The organism is Aeromonas sp. SE22, assembly GCF_038739755.1.
Classification (GTDB): Bacteria; Pseudomonadota; Gammaproteobacteria; order Enterobacterales; family Aeromonadaceae; genus Aeromonas; species Aeromonas jandaei.
Genome location: NZ_JBCGFD010000014.1, coordinates 1 through 13,594, shown reverse-complemented (window position 1 = coordinate 13,594; position 13,594 = coordinate 1). Strand labels below are relative to the sequence as shown.

Annotated in this window: 13 protein-coding genes and 1 riboswitch; of the genes, 8 read left to right on the top strand and 5 right to left on the bottom strand. The window is 60.5% G+C overall.

Going from position 1 to position 13,594, the window contains the following annotated elements; genetic code table 11:
* Positions 1-44: 44 nt before the first annotated feature.
* The 5 genes from ftnA (at position 45) to AAHA39_RS17405 (ending at position 5,740) form a co-directional block, all read left to right on the top strand.
* Positions 45-569, top strand: coding sequence for a non-heme ferritin (gene ftnA / locus AAHA39_RS17425; protein ID WP_041210835.1), 525 nt, complete (start codon positions 45-47; stop codon positions 567-569).
* Between the two features lie 150 nt (positions 570-719).
* Positions 720-1,904, top strand: a complete 1,185-nt coding sequence (locus tag AAHA39_RS17420; protein ID WP_198038038.1) for an NAD(P)/FAD-dependent oxidoreductase — start codon at positions 720-722, stop codon at positions 1,902-1,904.
* A 78-nt stretch (positions 1,905-1,982) separates the two neighbouring features.
* A complete protein-coding gene (locus AAHA39_RS17415; RefSeq protein WP_033115291.1) occupies positions 1,983-3,656 on the top strand; it encodes a sensor histidine kinase in 1,674 nt (557 codons plus the stop codon).
* A gap of 46 nt (positions 3,657-3,702) precedes the next feature.
* Positions 3,703-4,434, top strand: coding sequence for a LytR/AlgR family response regulator transcription factor (locus tag AAHA39_RS17410; RefSeq protein WP_033115292.1), 732 nt, complete (start codon positions 3,703-3,705; stop codon positions 4,432-4,434).
* Positions 4,435-4,543: 109 nt separating this feature from the next.
* Positions 4,544-5,740 carry an L-lactate MFS transporter gene (locus tag AAHA39_RS17405; RefSeq protein WP_019446255.1) on the top strand — a complete coding sequence of 399 codons (1,197 nt, stop codon included), beginning with the start codon at positions 4,544-4,546 and terminating at the stop codon, positions 5,738-5,740.
* A 73-nt stretch (positions 5,741-5,813) separates the two neighbouring features.
* On the opposite strand, the gene AAHA39_RS17400 is transcribed toward AAHA39_RS17405, so the two are convergent.
* The 4 genes from AAHA39_RS17400 to AAHA39_RS17385 form a co-directional block, all read right to left on the bottom strand.
* Complete coding sequence (locus AAHA39_RS17400) at positions 5,814-6,938, bottom strand: 5-(carboxyamino)imidazole ribonucleotide synthase (protein ID WP_320656759.1); 1,125 nt, start codon at positions 6,936-6,938, stop codon at positions 5,814-5,816.
* Complete coding sequence (purE, locus tag AAHA39_RS17395) at positions 6,935-7,444, bottom strand: 5-(carboxyamino)imidazole ribonucleotide mutase (RefSeq protein ID WP_139394789.1); 510 nt, start codon at positions 7,442-7,444, stop codon at positions 6,935-6,937. The genes AAHA39_RS17400 and purE overlap by 4 nt, the downstream gene beginning before the upstream one ends.
* Positions 7,445-7,507: 63 nt before the next feature.
* Positions 7,508-7,810, bottom strand: coding sequence for a P-II family nitrogen regulator (locus AAHA39_RS17390; RefSeq protein WP_033138869.1), 303 nt, complete (start codon positions 7,808-7,810; stop codon positions 7,508-7,510).
* Between the two features lie 4 nt (positions 7,811-7,814).
* Entirely contained in the window at positions 7,815-8,741 is a 927-nt protein-coding gene (locus tag AAHA39_RS17385; protein ID WP_005342109.1) for a sodium-dependent bicarbonate transport family permease, read from the bottom strand.
* 109 nt (positions 8,742-8,850) lie between these two features.
* Here AAHA39_RS17385 and nhaR point away from each other — a divergent pair, with 109 nt between their 5' ends.
* The 3 genes from nhaR to murI all read left to right on the top strand — a co-directional run bounded on the left by nhaR (position 8,851) and on the right by murI (position 12,757).
* Complete coding sequence (gene nhaR / locus AAHA39_RS17380) at positions 8,851-9,753, top strand: transcriptional activator NhaR (RefSeq protein ID WP_320656760.1); 903 nt, start codon at positions 8,851-8,853, stop codon at positions 9,751-9,753.
* 35 nt (positions 9,754-9,788) lie between these two features.
* Positions 9,789-9,966, top strand: a riboswitch (cobalamin riboswitch).
* A gap of 52 nt (positions 9,967-10,018) precedes the next feature.
* Positions 10,019-11,842 carry a TonB-dependent receptor domain-containing protein gene (locus AAHA39_RS17375; protein WP_320656761.1) on the top strand — a complete coding sequence of 608 codons (1,824 nt, stop codon included), beginning with the start codon at positions 10,019-10,021 and terminating at the stop codon, positions 11,840-11,842.
* 111 nt (positions 11,843-11,953) lie between these two features.
* Positions 11,954-12,757 carry a glutamate racemase gene (murI, locus tag AAHA39_RS17370; protein WP_320656762.1) on the top strand — a complete coding sequence of 268 codons (804 nt, stop codon included), beginning with the start codon at positions 11,954-11,956 and terminating at the stop codon, positions 12,755-12,757.
* Between the two features lie 7 nt (positions 12,758-12,764).
* Here the strand turns inward: murI and AAHA39_RS17365 are convergent, their stop codons facing one another.
* On the bottom strand, positions 12,765-13,256 hold the full coding sequence (locus AAHA39_RS17365; RefSeq protein WP_320656763.1) for an RNA recognition motif domain-containing protein: 492 nt from the start codon (positions 13,254-13,256) through the stop codon (positions 12,765-12,767).
* Positions 13,257-13,594 lie beyond the last annotated feature (338 nt).

Below are 13,594 nucleotides of genomic sequence, written 5' to 3'. Positions count from 1 at the left end.
GGAGTGTGGCGACAATCGATACCAAATCACTGAGGAGAAACAAGATGTTGGCCAAAGCCATGATCGAGAAGTTGAACGAGCAGATTAACCTGGAGTTCTACTCCTCCAATCTCTATCTGCAGATGAGCGCCTGGTGTGAAGACAAGGGTTTCGAGGGGGCTGCCACCTTCCTGCGCCAGCACGCCGTCGAGGAGCGCCAGCATATGGAGCGTCTGTTCACCTATGTGAGCGAGACCGGTGCCATGCCCAAGCTGGGTGCCATCGATGCCCCTCCCCACGAGTTCAAGTCGCTGGGCGACGTGTTCCGTACCACCCTGGAGCACGAGTACCACATCACCAAGTGCATCAATGGTCTGGCCCACGTAGCCTTCACTACTCAGGACTACTCCACCTTCAACTTCCTGCAGTGGTATGTGGCCGAGCAGCATGAAGAGGAGAAGCTGTTCAAGAGCATCGTCGACCGTCTCGGTCTGGTGGGTGAAGATGGCAAAGGCCTCTACTTCATCGACAAGGAGCTGGCCGAACTGGCCAAAGGCGCCCCGGCCAGCATCATGGACAGCAACGCCTGATAGTCGTGGACACTTAGTGTTCAGCCAGTACAATAACGGCCCTTTTAAGGGCCGTTGTTTATTCTGGTGGGCAGCCACTATGGTTGTGTTCCGCCAGAGGCAATCTCGGTTCTGGCCAGGTGCCGTTTCTATTTGGATAAGTGAGTGATGATGAAGCAGGTCGATGTGGTGGTGATCGGGGCCGGTGCGGCCGGATTGATGTGTGCGGCGCAGGCGGGCTATCGGGGTCGCTCGGTGCTGGTGCTCGACAATGCCAAGAAACCGGGCCGCAAGATCCTCATCAGTGGCGGTGGTCGCTGCAACTTCACCAACCATCAGGCTGGCGCTCACGCCTACCTGTCGGAGAATCCCCACTTCAGCAAGTCGGCACTGGCTCGCTACACCCAGCAGGATTTCATCGATCTGGTGGATCGCCACGGGGTCAACTATCACGAGCGCACCCTGGGGCAGCTGTTCTGTCTCGAGAGCGCCAAGGAGATCGTCGATGCGCTGCTTACCGAGTGCGACTGGGCCGGGGTGACCCTGCAGTTCCAGACCGAGATCCTCACCGTCAGCAAGCAGGATGAGGGCTTCGTGCTGACGACCAGCAAAGGTGAGATCGGTTGTCACTCGCTGGTCATCGCCACCGGCGGCCTCTCCATGCCCAAGCTGGGGGCGACCCCTTATGGCTTCAAGCTGGCGGAGCAGTTTGGCCTCAAGGTCATTCCGACCCGCGCCGGTCTGGTGCCCTTTACCCTCCATCAGGCAGAGAAAGAGGCCTTCGCCGATCTGGCGGGCATCAGCCTGCCGGTCGCGGTGACCGCCGAGGATGGCACCCGCTTCAAGGAGGCGATGCTGTTCACCCATCGCGGCCTCTCCGGCCCCGTCATCCTGCAGATCTCCTCCTACTGGCACGCCGGCGAGAAGATCCACATCAACCTGCTGCCTGAGCTGGATATTCCGGCTGCCCTGCGCGAATGGGCGCTGGCGCATCCGGCGCAGGAGCTGAAAACCGTGCTGGGGCGCGAGCTGCCCAAGCGCTTCGTCGACAAGCTGGTAGAGTTGGGTCAGCTGGTCAGCAAGCCGATGCGCCAGTACAACGAACGGGAACTTGAGGCGATCGCCAACCTGCTGGGTGACTGGCAGATCCTGCCCAACGGCACCGAGGGGTATCGCACCGCCGAAGTGACCCTGGGCGGCGTCGATACCAACGAGCTCTCCTCCAAGACCATGGAGGCGCGCAAGGTGCCCGGCCTCTACTTCATCGGCGAAGTGGTGGATGTGACCGGCTGGCTAGGTGGCTACAACTTCCAGTGGGCCTGGTCCTCCGGCTGGGTGGCCGGCCAATATTGTTGATGTCGCTGGGGCTGGTTTATCCGGCCCCGGTTTTTGGTGATGATTGCGGGTTGAACGAGTGACAACGAGGGGGTCTGGATGCTTGAAAATCAGATGATGCTGCTGGCGGTGTTCGAACGGGCGGCGCTGATGCTGATGACCCTCTTCTTCCTGACCCGCACCCGGCCGTTCCAGCGACTGTTCCAGAAACAGGATCACACCCCGGCAGAGCGGGTGCTGGTTGCCACCATCTTCTGTCTGTTTGCGGTGTTCAGTACCTACACCGGCATTCCGGTGGAGGGGGCGCTGGTCAACGTGCGGATCATCGCCATCATCTCTGGCGGCATTCTGTTCGGCCCCTGGGTCGGCATTCCGGCCGGGGTTATCTCCGGTCTGCACCGCTATCTCATCGACATGGATGGCCACACCTCGATCCCGTGCCTGATTGCCAGCATCATCGCCGGCCTGCTCGCCACCTGGCTGCACCTGCGCTGCCGCAAGTCACGGCTCTGGCTCTACGGCATTCTGGCGGGAATGCTCTGTGAAGGGCTCACCATGTTGCTGATCTGGCTGCTGACCGAGCCGCACGAGGTGGGCGTCGAGATCGTCAGCCATATTGCCTATCCGATGATCGCCGGGGCGCTCTGCATCGGTCTCATCATCAAGCTGGTGCAGGATCTGGATGACGAGAAGGAGCTGATTGCCGCCAAGCAGGCCAAGCTGGCGCTGGATATCGCCAACAAGACGCTGCCCTTCTTCCAGAACATCGACCGCCACTCTCTGAGCCAGGTCTGCGCCATCATTCGCAGCGAGATCAGTGCCGACGCGGTGGCCATCACCGACACCCGTGACGTGCTGGCCTATGTCGGGGTGGGCAAGGATTACTACGAGCTGGAGGAGCACCACGCCATCAGCGGCATGACCCAGCAGGCGGTGCTGCTCGACCAGATCATCATCAACAACGATCTGCGCCAGTACCATCTGGCCGACTTCCACTCGGTCATCATTATTCCGCTGCGGGAGAACGGCGCCGTCAGCGGCACCCTCAAGATCTACTACCGCCGCACCCACAGCATCACCAGTTCGCTGCGGGAGATGGCGGTCGGCCTCTCCCAGCTCATCTCCACCCAGATGGAGGTGTCGCGCATCGAGCAGTTGAAAGAGATGACCCGCAAGGCGGAGTTCACCGCGCTGCAGAGCAAGATCAACCCGCACTTCCTGTTCAATGCCCTCAACGCCATCTCGTCGCTGATCCGCATCCGGCCCCAGCAGGCACGCCAGCTGATCGCCAATCTGGCTGATTACCTGCGCTACAACCTCAACAAGGGTGACACCCTCATCGACATCAAGGAGGAGTTGCAGCAGGTACGCGACTACGTGGCCATCGAGCAGGCCCGCTTTGGCGACAAGCTGGAGGTGGTGTTCGATGTGGATGACGTGCATATCGAGGTGCCGAGCCTGTTGTTGCAGCCGCTGGTGGAAAACGCCATCCTGCACGGCATCCAGCCCCGCAGTGCGCCGGGTCGGGTCACCATCGAGGTGAAGCAGCTGGCGGGCGGCATCCGGGTAGCGGTGCGGGACACCGGCTACGGCATCAGTCAGGAGGTGATCGACGGGGTGGCTGCCGGGCGGGTGGAGAGCCGCAGCATCGGCCTGATGAACGTGCATCAGCGGGTCAAGCTGCTCTATGGCGACGGCCTGCACCTCAAACGGCTGGAACCGGGTACCGAAGTGAGTTTCTATCTGCCGGATCAGGAGTCGATGCCATGCTGAGAGCCATCATGGTTGAGGATAAGTGTGTGCCGCGAGAGGTGTTGTCATGCTGAAAGCGATCATTGTGGAAGACGAGTATCTGGCTCGCGAGGAGCTCATCTATCTGGTGAATCAGCACAGCCAGATCGAGATAGTGGCGAGCTTTGAGGATGGGCTGGAGGCATTCAAATACCTGCAGGATCACGAGGTGGACGTGGTGTTTCTGGATATCCAGATCCCCTCCATCGACGGCCTGCTGCTGGCCAAGAACCTGCACAAGTCGAGTCACCCGCCCCACATCGTTTTCGTCACCGCCTACAAGGAGTTTGCGGTGGAGGCGTTCGAGCTGGAGGCGTTCGATTACATCCTCAAACCCTACAACGAGCCGCGCCTCATCAGCCTGCTGCAAAAGCTGGAGCAGGCAGGCAAGTCGCAGGCGGGGCAGGGGAGCGAGCCGGGGGCAGCGCAGAATCGCACCGTCAATCTGGTGAAGGGGGAGCGCATCATCGTCACCCCCTGCGAGCAGATCTATTACGCGGAAGCCGACGAGAAGCTCACCTATGTCTACACCCGCGATGACCGCTACGTGATGACCATGACCATCAGCGAGTTTGTCAGCCGGCTGCCTGCCGAGGGGTTCTTCCGTTGCCACCGCTCCTACTGCGTCAACATCAACAAGATCCGTGAAATCGTCCCCTGGTTTAACAGCACCTATCTCATCCGGCTCCATGATCTGCCGTTCGAGGTGCCGGTCAGTCGCAGCAACATCAAGGCGTTCCGTCAGCTGATGCGGCTCTGATTGTCATTCATTCCCGCCGATCTGCATTTCATGCCTTAATCGATCGGCGCGAGCTGCGTCTTGCCTATAGTGGCCTCAATTTCCTTAAGGCCATCGACCGAGACGCATCATGACCAAAGAGATGAATCGCACCCGGTACCTGACACTGATCGGTACCATCATCACCCAGTTCGCACTGGGTTCCGTTTATACCTGGAGCCTGTTCAACGCCCAGCTCTCCGACAAGCTGGACGAGCCGGTGAGTCAGGTCGCTTTCGCCTTCGGCCTGCTCAGCCTCTCGCTGGCGGTCGCCTCCTCCATGGCGGGCAAGCTGCAGGAGCGATTCGGGGTGCGCAACGTGACCCTGGGCGCCGGCGTGCTGCTCGGCATCGGCTTCTTCCTCACCGCTCACGCCAGCAATCTGGCGATGCTCTACCTCTGCGCCGGCATTCTGGTCGGTTTTGCCGATGGCACCGGCTACCTGATGACCCTCTCCAACTGCGTGAAGTGGTTCCCAGAGCGCAAGGGGCTGATCTCCGCCTGTTCCATCGGTGCCTATGGCCTCGGCAGTCTCGGTTTCAAATACATCAACCTGCTGCTGCTCTCCAGCTCCGGCCTTGAGACCACCTTCCAGCTGTGGGGCTTGATTGCGATGTCCATGGTGCTGGTGGGCGGCATGCTGATGAAGGATGCGCCCAAGCAGGCCGCCTCCGTGCAGCAGAGCGAGAGCCGTGACTTCACTCTGGCCGAGGCGATGCGCAAGCCGCAATACTGGATGCTGGCGCTGATGTTCCTCACCGCCTGCATGAGCGGCCTCTACGTTATCGGCGTGGCCAAGGATATCGGCGAGAAGATGGTGGGCCTGCCTGCCGTAGTCGCCGCCAATGCCGTCGCCATCATTGCCATGGCCAACCTGGGTGGCCGTCTGGTGTTGGGTATCCTCTCCGACAAGATGTCCCGCATCCGGGTCATCACCATCGCCCAGCTGATTACCCTGGCTGGCATGGCGCTGCTGCTGTTCGTGCCGCTCAACGCCAACCTCTTCTTCGTGGCGGTTGCCTGCGTGGCGTTCAGCTTCGGCGGCACCATCACCGTCTACCCCTCGCTGGTGAGCGATTTCTTCGGTCTCAACAACCTGACCAAGAACTACGGCGTCATCTATCTGGGCTTTGGTCTGGGCAGCATCATCGGCTCCATCGTGGCCTCCCTGTTTGGCGGCTTTATGGCGACCTTTCACCTGATCCTGGTGTTGCTGGTGGTGGCGCTGGTGCTCTCCCTCACCATCCGTCTGCCGGCTCCCGTGGCGCTGACTACCGAACGGGCCTGACAAGGCTCCCTGCCACAGCAAGCAAAAACAGAGACCCGGGCCATGCCCGGGTCTTTGCATTTCCGATGCTCGATCAGCGTGGCGCTAGCCCCAGCAGCTGGCGGGCCTGACAGCAGGTCTTCTCCACCATTGGCCAGTCGTCACCGGTCACCGTGATATGGCCCATCTTGCGGCCGGGGCGGGGTTCGCCCTTGCCGTAGAGGTGCAGATGCAGGCCGGGCAGCGCCAGCAGAGCTGCCCAGTCGGGGGGGCCGTTTTGCCAGAGATCCCCCAGCAGGTTGATTAACAGGGCGGGACGCACGGCGATCTGCTCTGGCAGCGGCAGATCGCACAGGGCCCGCACCTGCAACTCGAACTGGCTGCATGCAGCGTTGTCGAGGCTGGGGTGGCCCGAGTTGTGGGGACGGGGCGCCAGCTCGTTGACCAGCAGTCGGCCTTCCACCAGAAAGAACTCCACCGTCAGCACCCCGACGTAATCGAGGGCGGCGATGATGTGCTCGGCGATCCCTTTGGCCTCGCGCTCCAGCGCCGGCATATTGGCCGGGGAGCGGGTCTGATCGAGAATGCCGCCGCTGTGCCAGTTCTGCGCCAGCGGCAGGGCGCTGATGGCGCCGCTCGGGCTGCGGGCCAGGGTCAGGGCAAACTCCCCCTCCAGCGTCAGCCGTTTTTCCAGCACGCAGGGCACGCCACTGGCTGTCAGTGCCGTCGCCAGCTCATCCAGATTACTGACCTGCCACTGCCCCTTGCCGTCGTACCCCTCGCGGGCCGTCTTGAGAATGGCGGGCAAGAGTTCGCTGGCCTGTGCGGGGATAGGCTCTTCCGGCAGTAGCGCCAGATAGGGGGCGACCGGGATGTTGGCTCTGCGCAGAAAGGCTTTCTCCTCGCGGCGATCCTGACAGATACGCACCGCGCTGGCGGCCGGGCGTACCGGCTTTTGTTTTTCGAGCAGCGCGAGGGTGGCGGCGGGCACGTTCTCGAACTCGCAGCTGATGGCCTCGCAGTGGCTGGCCAGCTCGTGCAGGGCGGTCTGGTCGTCATAGGGGGCGACAATATGGTGATCGGCTGCGGCACCGGCGATGCTGGCCGGGTCGGGATCCAGCACCACCACCTTGTAGCCGAGGCGGTGGGCGGCCATCACGAAGTAGCGGCCGAGCTGGCCGCCCCCCAGCATGCCGAGGGTGGCGGGTGGCAGGATCATGTCGGCTCCTCCAGTTGCAGTGCCAGCACCCGATCTCGCTCGTGGGTGCGGAAGTCGTCGAGTTGTTGCCGGTAGCGGGGGGCGTCGCCGTCTTGTGCAACGGAGAGCAGAGAGACCGCAAACAGTGCGGCGTTGGCAGCCCCCGCCTCGCCGATGGCGAAGGTGGCGACCGGTACCCCTTTGGGCATCTGCACGATGGAGAGCAGAGAGTCCATCCCCTTGAGATGGCGGGAGGGAATGGGCACCCCCAGCACCGGCAGCGTGGTCTTGGCGGCGACCATACCCGGCAGGTGAGCGGCGCCACCGGCTCCGGCGATGATGGCGCGCAGGCCGCGCTCGCGGGCAGTGGCAGCATACTCGAACAGCAGATCCGGGGTGCGATGGGCCGAGACCACCTGCGCCTCGTAGGGCACGCCGTGCTCCTTGAGGATGCGGGCGGCAGCCTGCAGCACTGGCCAGTCGGAGTCGGAGCCCATTACCAGGCCGATCAGGGGAGGGGTGTTCATTTTCTCTGAATCCTTGCTGTTAAACGTTTGCTTTTGGTGAGCAAAAAGAGCCGGCAAGCCGGCTCAGAATTTCTCGGGTCGCACGATTTCGACCGGTTGCAGAAAGGCGATCATGGCGTAATCGGGGTAGTAGCGACTCTGCAGGTGGGCCAGCAGCCGCTCCGCCTGCTCCCGGCTGCAGATCGCCTCCAGCCGGATGTTGCCGCTCTCGCTCCAGCTGGCGTTGCGCTCGCCATGATCCCCCCGGCCGCGGGCATCTGTGATGGTGTAGCCGCGCAGCCCCTCGCGGGTGAGGGTGCGCAGCAGGGTCGGTTCCAGATTGGCTTCCGTGATGATGGTCAGCAGGGTGCGGGTCTCGGTCTGCATGTGGCTACTCCGTGAAGTGGCGGGCCCAGCTGTGGTAGAGCGGGATCCCCAGCATGATGTTGAACGGGAAGGTGACCCCCAGCACGGCGCTGAGAGACAGCCCCGGGTTGGCCTGAGGCACGGCGATGCGCATGGTGGCCGGCACGGCAATATAGGAGGCGCTCGCCGCCAGGGTGGCCAGCAGGGTCAGGCCGCCGAGGGAGAGCCCCATCAGCTGGCCAGCAGCCAATCCCAGTCCCGCTGAGGCGAGCGGCATCAACAGGGCGAAGCCGAGCAGGAACAGGCCATGGCGGCGCAGATCCTGACACTGGCGAGCGACGATGAGGCCCATCTCCAGCAGGAACAGCGCCAGCGCCCCTTTGAACAGGTCGACAAACAGCGGTTTGAGTGGGGCAATCCCGTCCGGCCCGGCCAGATAGCCGATGGCCATGCCGCCCAGCAGCAGGGTTACCCCTTTGCCGAGGAAGGTCTCGTGCGCCAGCATGCGCCAGCGGGTCTCGCGACTGATGCCGCGGGCGAGCACTATGCCCACCAGAATGGCCGGGATCTCCATCACCGCGAGGAAGATGGAGAGCTGGGATTCAAAGCTGATGCCCCGCTCGGTGAGCCAGTTCACCCCGACCGCAAAGGTGGCGACGCTGACCGAGCCGTAGTGGGCGGCAGTGGCGGCGGCATCCACCCGGTTCATCTTGAGGCGCAGCACGGCAAAGCCGAGCAGGGTCTGCACCACGCCGAGCAGGATCACCAGCGCCAGTTGCGGCAGCAGAGGCTGCAGGGATTGCTGGGCCAGACCGACGCCGCCCTTGAGGCCGATGGCCAGCAGCAAAAAGAGGGAGAGAGTGTCGTAGAGGGCGGGCGGCAGCTTGAGCTCGGAGCGTACCAGACCGGCCAGCAGACCAAACAGAAAGAAGAGAACAACGACGTCCAGCATGATGGCTCGCAGGGCAGTTCAGATAATGGTTGCATGCTAGAGCCCGCAATGTTTCGATAAAATCAGATTCTCGCTGATGGTTGTTCGGTAAAAACTGATAAGGAACGGCATGCTCAACTACAAACAGCTCTACTACTTCTGGCATGTGGCGCGCTGCGGCAGCGTGACGCAGGCCGCCGAACAGCTGCATCTCACGCCGCAGACCATCAGCGGTCAGGTCGCCGAGCTGGAGCAGTCCCTCGGGGTAGCGCTGTTCAACCGGGTGGGGCGACGTCTGGTGCTGACTGCTGCGGGACGGCAGGCGCAGGAGCAGGCGGGGGCGATTTTCTCGCTCGGCGCCGAGCTGGAGCACACCCTGCGCCACGCCAGTCAGGAGCTGACCATGCAGGTGGGGATCGCCGATTCGGTACCCCGTACCCTGGCGTTCGAGCTGCTGGCTCCCGCCATGGCGCTGGCGACGCCGCTGCGGCTGGTGTGTCACGAGGAGCGGGCCGAGCAGTTGTTCAGCGAGCTGGCCCGTCACAAGCTGGATATGGTGCTGATTGATCGCCCGCTCCCTCCCGACAGCGGCGTGCGTGGCTATAACCACGAGCTGGGGCGTAGCCCGCTGGCGCTGTTTGCCAGCCCGGAGCTGGCGGCGCGGGCGCGGGACGGCTTTCCCGCCTCGCTGGAGGGGCTGCCGTTGCTGATCCCCGGAGAGAAGTCGGCCACCCACGATCGGCTGCTGGAGTGGTATCGCCAGCAGGGCATTCATCCCCATCTGGTGGGGCAGTTTGATGACTCCACCCTGATGAAGTCGTTCGGCAAGGCGGGGATGGGGATTTTCCCGGCGCCGCTGGCGATGGCCGACGAGATTGCCCGTCTCTACGGAGTGGAGCGGATTGCGACCCTCACCGACGTCACCCTCTCTTACTATCTGGTGTCGGCAGGGCGCCATCTCTCTCATCCCGGGGTACAGGCGGTGATGGAGGGGGCTCAGCAGCGGCTGGCGGCGCTGGCTGGCAATAAATAGAAATCTGGATGGCTATACATCCAGCTTGGCTCTGCCTATAATCCTCCCGCTTTGGCGCATCATGCTTAATAGGGAATCCGGTGAGAATCCGGAGCTGGCGCGCAGCGGTAAGGGGGAACGAAGCGACATCAGGGCACTGCCGTCAGGCGGGAAGCCGTCGCCGTAGGCTATCAGCCCCCGAGCCCGAAGACCTGCCAGAGTTCGTATTTCGGGCCGAGAGAAACCGGCCACGAAGTAGATACTTACGCGAACTTAAGGATCTCTCATGTCGAAGAAATTTCTGGCGGCTGCCCTGTTGCCGACGGCGGCGTTTGCCCAAACCACCATCCCCATCAATCCAACTCTGGTCATTACGGCCAACCGCGTGGAACAACCGGTCAGCTCGGTGCTGGCGCCCGTTGTGGTGATCGATCGTGCCGAGATCGAATCTCGTCAGGTTCAGAGTTTGCCCGAACTGCTGAAAACCCTGCCCGGTGTGCAGATAGCGACACTGGGAGGCCGGGGTCACATCAGCAGCCTGTTTATCCGTGGAACCAACTCCAACCACTCGCTGGTTTTGATGAATGGTCGTCCGATTGCCGCCATGGTGGCAGGTACGCCTGATCTCAGCCAAATCCCGCTCGGCAATATCGAGCGCATCGAGTATATCCGTGGCCCACGCGCGGCTGTGTATGGTTCCGATGCCATTGGCGGCGTTATCAACCTCATCACCAAAACATCCGCCAAGAATGGCAGCGAGACACACCTGAAGGGCGGTGCTGGCAGCAATGGTTATGGCCAAGGCGAGCTCAGAACGGTTCAGTCATTGGGTCAAAAAACCGATATGAACATGCTGATCGGCTACGAGCGTACCGATGGTTTTGATGTCGTAGCCAATACCAAACAGCCGGATCGGGATGGTTTTGCCAGCCGTAATGGCCAAATTGGTTTGAACCACGCTTTTAATGATGCTTGGAGTGCGGACTTCAATGCTCAGGGCTATGACAATCTCACCGACACAGATGGCAGCACGGACCAGAGTCGGGTACAGGCTTTCCAATATGATGGTGGTCTCAAGTTCCAGGGTAAGGATCTGAGCAGTCGACTTGAAGCCAGTTACGGTGAGAACAAGCTGAAGACTTGGCAGGAGGCTAAAGGAGAGGCTAGCGGTGAGCCTATTCATACAGGTTTAACCCGCTTCTCCTGGATTAACAGTTGGAGCGGCATCGAAGGGATGAATCTGACCGGTGGCGCAGATTGGCAGCGTGAGGAGATGAAATCAGACTCCCGCAGCTATGGCAAAACCTTCAGCGCACCTGATCGCGACAATACCGGTCTGTTTGCCGTGGGGAGCTACCGTTGGCAGGCGCTGCTGTGGGAGTTGTCAGGTCGTACCGATGACAACCAGCAATATGGCCGTCACAACACTTGGTCTGCGGCCAGCGGGCTGGATATCGATGAAAGCCATAATGTCCGGCTGAGCTACGGTACTGGCTTCAAAGCGCCCACCTTCAACCAGCTCTATTATCCAGGGTCTGAGAATCCGACACTCAAGCCGGAAGAGAGCAAAAACCTGGAGCTGGGTCTGTCAGGTCGCTATTCGGCCTGGGACTGGTCTGTAAATCTGTATCGCAACCGCATCGATAATCTGATTTATTGCCTGACCAGCATGAGCTACACATGCAATCCCAAAAATACCACGGCGGATATCAAAGGGGTGGAAACGGAAATCGGTATCGATACCGGGCCCGTGCATCATCGTTTGAGTTACGACTACACCAGAGCCAAAGACAAGGGTAATCAGGATTTGCAGTTGCTGCGCAGAGCCGAGCATAAGGGTAGCTGGATCGCAGATACCCGATTCGATGCCACGACACTGACGACTGAGCTGCTCTATGTCGGCAAGCGCTATGACAATAACTGGGCGACAAACCAACGGGTAGAGCTCGGTGCGTATACGTTGTTAAACCTGGCCGCCAGTTACGAGGTGACTCAGCAATTTACCTTAGGGGGGCGTATAGATAACTTGTTTGATCGTGATTACGCCCCTGCCTATGGTTATGCCTCACCGGGTACCGAGTTCAAAGTGACTGCCGATTATCGCTTCTGATGCTTTATTCGGTTCATCTTTGAAAAACCGAGGCCCTGCCATTGGCAGGGCCTTTTCTATTGGCGGCAGGCGGGAGTATGATCGCCGCCTTGCACCAAAGGGGGAGGTCAAGTGGCCAATATTCTCGTGTTTGACTCCGGTATGGGTGGCCTGACCATCTACCGCGAGATCCGTCGCGTTCTGCCGGCACACAACTATTTCTACTGCTTCGACAATGCCAACTTCCCCTATGGTGAATTGAGCGAGCCCGCTCTTATTGCAGCCTGTTCCCGCTTGGTTACTACCATGGTGGCCCGTCATCAGATCGATCTGGTGGTGATTGCCTGCAACACGGCCAGCACCATAGCGCTGCCGGCTCTGCGTGAGGCACTTGATATTCCCGTGGTGGGGGTGGTACCTGCCATCAAGCCCGCCGCCGCGCAGACTCGCAACGGTTGTATCGGTCTGCTGGCCACGCCGGGTACCGTCAGCCGCGACTATACCCACGAACTGATCGCCCAGTTTGCCCCCGGCAAGCGGGTGCTGCTCAAGGGCACCACCGAGCTGGTAATAGAAGCGGAGCACAAGCTTGCGGGCCTGCCGGTCAACATGGCGCTGCTGCGTGAAGTGCTGGCTGACTGGCTGGAGGGGGAAGAGAAGCCGGATACGCTGGTGCTCGGTTGCACCCACTTCCCGCTACTCAATGAAGAGATTGGGCAACTGATGCCGCAATGCCAGCTGATCGACTCCGGCAGTGCAGTTGCCAAACGGGTGGCCTGGTTGCTGAGCAATGGCGGGCATGCCACCGTGCCGCATGTACATATAGAAGAGGTGATTGCCAGGGCTTACTGCACCCGGCTGGATGGGGAGGCCCAAAAACTGACAGCCCCCTTGCAAGCATGGGGGCTGTCATCACTGGAAGAGGTGGGGTTTTGACGGGGGATCAAGCCTCGACTTCACCACCCTCCTTCTCCTCTTTGTCTCGCTTGTCGTTCGCTTCGCGTACCTTGAGGGTGCGCTGCTGATACTCTTTGTCATTCAATGCGGCAATCGCTTTGGCGGCATCGGCAGCAGGCATCTCGACGAAACCAAATCCTCTGCGCTTGCCGGTTGCCTTGTCCTTCATCAGACGTACGGAAATTACCTGGCCCTGTTCGGCAAACAATTCGCGCACGGCAATCTCGTTGGCGCGATATGGCAGGTTGCCTACATATAAGGTGCAAGTCTCCTGATTGGCGATCGCTTCGGCTGCATTAGCCGGGGTTCTTTTCAGGAGCAGCGGTACCACAAAACCGCCAATCGCCAGACCTGCTGCAAAAATGACTTCCGCTTTCAAAGAGAATTGCAGGGCCTGGGCAACCAGGTAGCCAATCACTGCCAATACCAGAGCAAGGATTGCGGCCTGCATATAGACGGGAAACTTGGATAAATTCATCTTAAAAGACCTTTTGTAAATGAAAGCAAAAAAGGTGCAACACTGTATTCACCTCCATGGTAACCAGCTTTCCTGATTGGCGCTACCATGGTCCACTCGGAAGAGGTTATCGGCTCCAGTATGGCACTCCCAAAGGCTCTGGCGGCGATATAAATGACGCTAAAAGGGGAGTGAAACAGCTGGATTGTGGATAACCTTGTATATATACACTGAATAAGCTGTTTCTAATTGAATAATTTGAAATTTTCGTGATTTTCTTCAAAAAACTATTGTCATCGCGGCTCGGCTCCCTATAATGCGCCCCTACCAGCACGGCGGAACACGCCAACCTGATGAGC

What these genes read in the sequence shown, in the direction of transcription:
- ftnA (WP_041210835.1), top strand. Translation starts at nt 45, where the DNA reads ATGTTGGCCAAAGCCATGATCGAGAAGTTGAACGAGCAGATTAACCTG.
- AAHA39_RS17420 (WP_198038038.1), top strand. Translation starts at nt 720, where the DNA reads ATGAAGCAGGTCGATGTGGTGGTGATCGGGGCCGGTGCGGCCGGATTG.
- AAHA39_RS17415 (WP_033115291.1), top strand. Translation starts at nt 1,983, where the DNA reads ATGCTTGAAAATCAGATGATGCTGCTGGCGGTGTTCGAACGGGCGGCG.
- AAHA39_RS17410 (WP_033115292.1), top strand. Translation starts at nt 3,703, where the DNA reads ATGCTGAAAGCGATCATTGTGGAAGACGAGTATCTGGCTCGCGAGGAG.
- AAHA39_RS17405 (WP_019446255.1), top strand. Translation starts at nt 4,544, where the DNA reads ATGACCAAAGAGATGAATCGCACCCGGTACCTGACACTGATCGGTACC.
- AAHA39_RS17400 (WP_320656759.1), bottom strand. Translation starts at nt 6,938, where the DNA reads ATGATCCTGCCACCCGCCACCCTCGGCATGCTGGGGGGCGGCCAGCTC.
- purE (WP_139394789.1), bottom strand. Translation starts at nt 7,444, where the DNA reads ATGAACACCCCTCCCCTGATCGGCCTGGTAATGGGCTCCGACTCCGAC.
- AAHA39_RS17390 (WP_033138869.1), bottom strand. Translation starts at nt 7,810, where the DNA reads ATGCAGACCGAGACCCGCACCCTGCTGACCATCATCACGGAAGCCAAT.
- AAHA39_RS17385 (WP_005342109.1), bottom strand. Translation starts at nt 8,741, where the DNA reads ATGCTGGACGTCGTTGTTCTCTTCTTTCTGTTTGGTCTGCTGGCCGGT.
- nhaR (WP_320656760.1), top strand. Translation starts at nt 8,851, where the DNA reads ATGCTCAACTACAAACAGCTCTACTACTTCTGGCATGTGGCGCGCTGC.
- AAHA39_RS17375 (WP_320656761.1), top strand. Translation starts at nt 10,019, where the DNA reads ATGTCGAAGAAATTTCTGGCGGCTGCCCTGTTGCCGACGGCGGCGTTT.
- AAHA39_RS17365 (WP_320656763.1), bottom strand. Translation starts at nt 13,256, where the DNA reads ATGAATTTATCCAAGTTTCCCGTCTATATGCAGGCCGCAATCCTTGCT.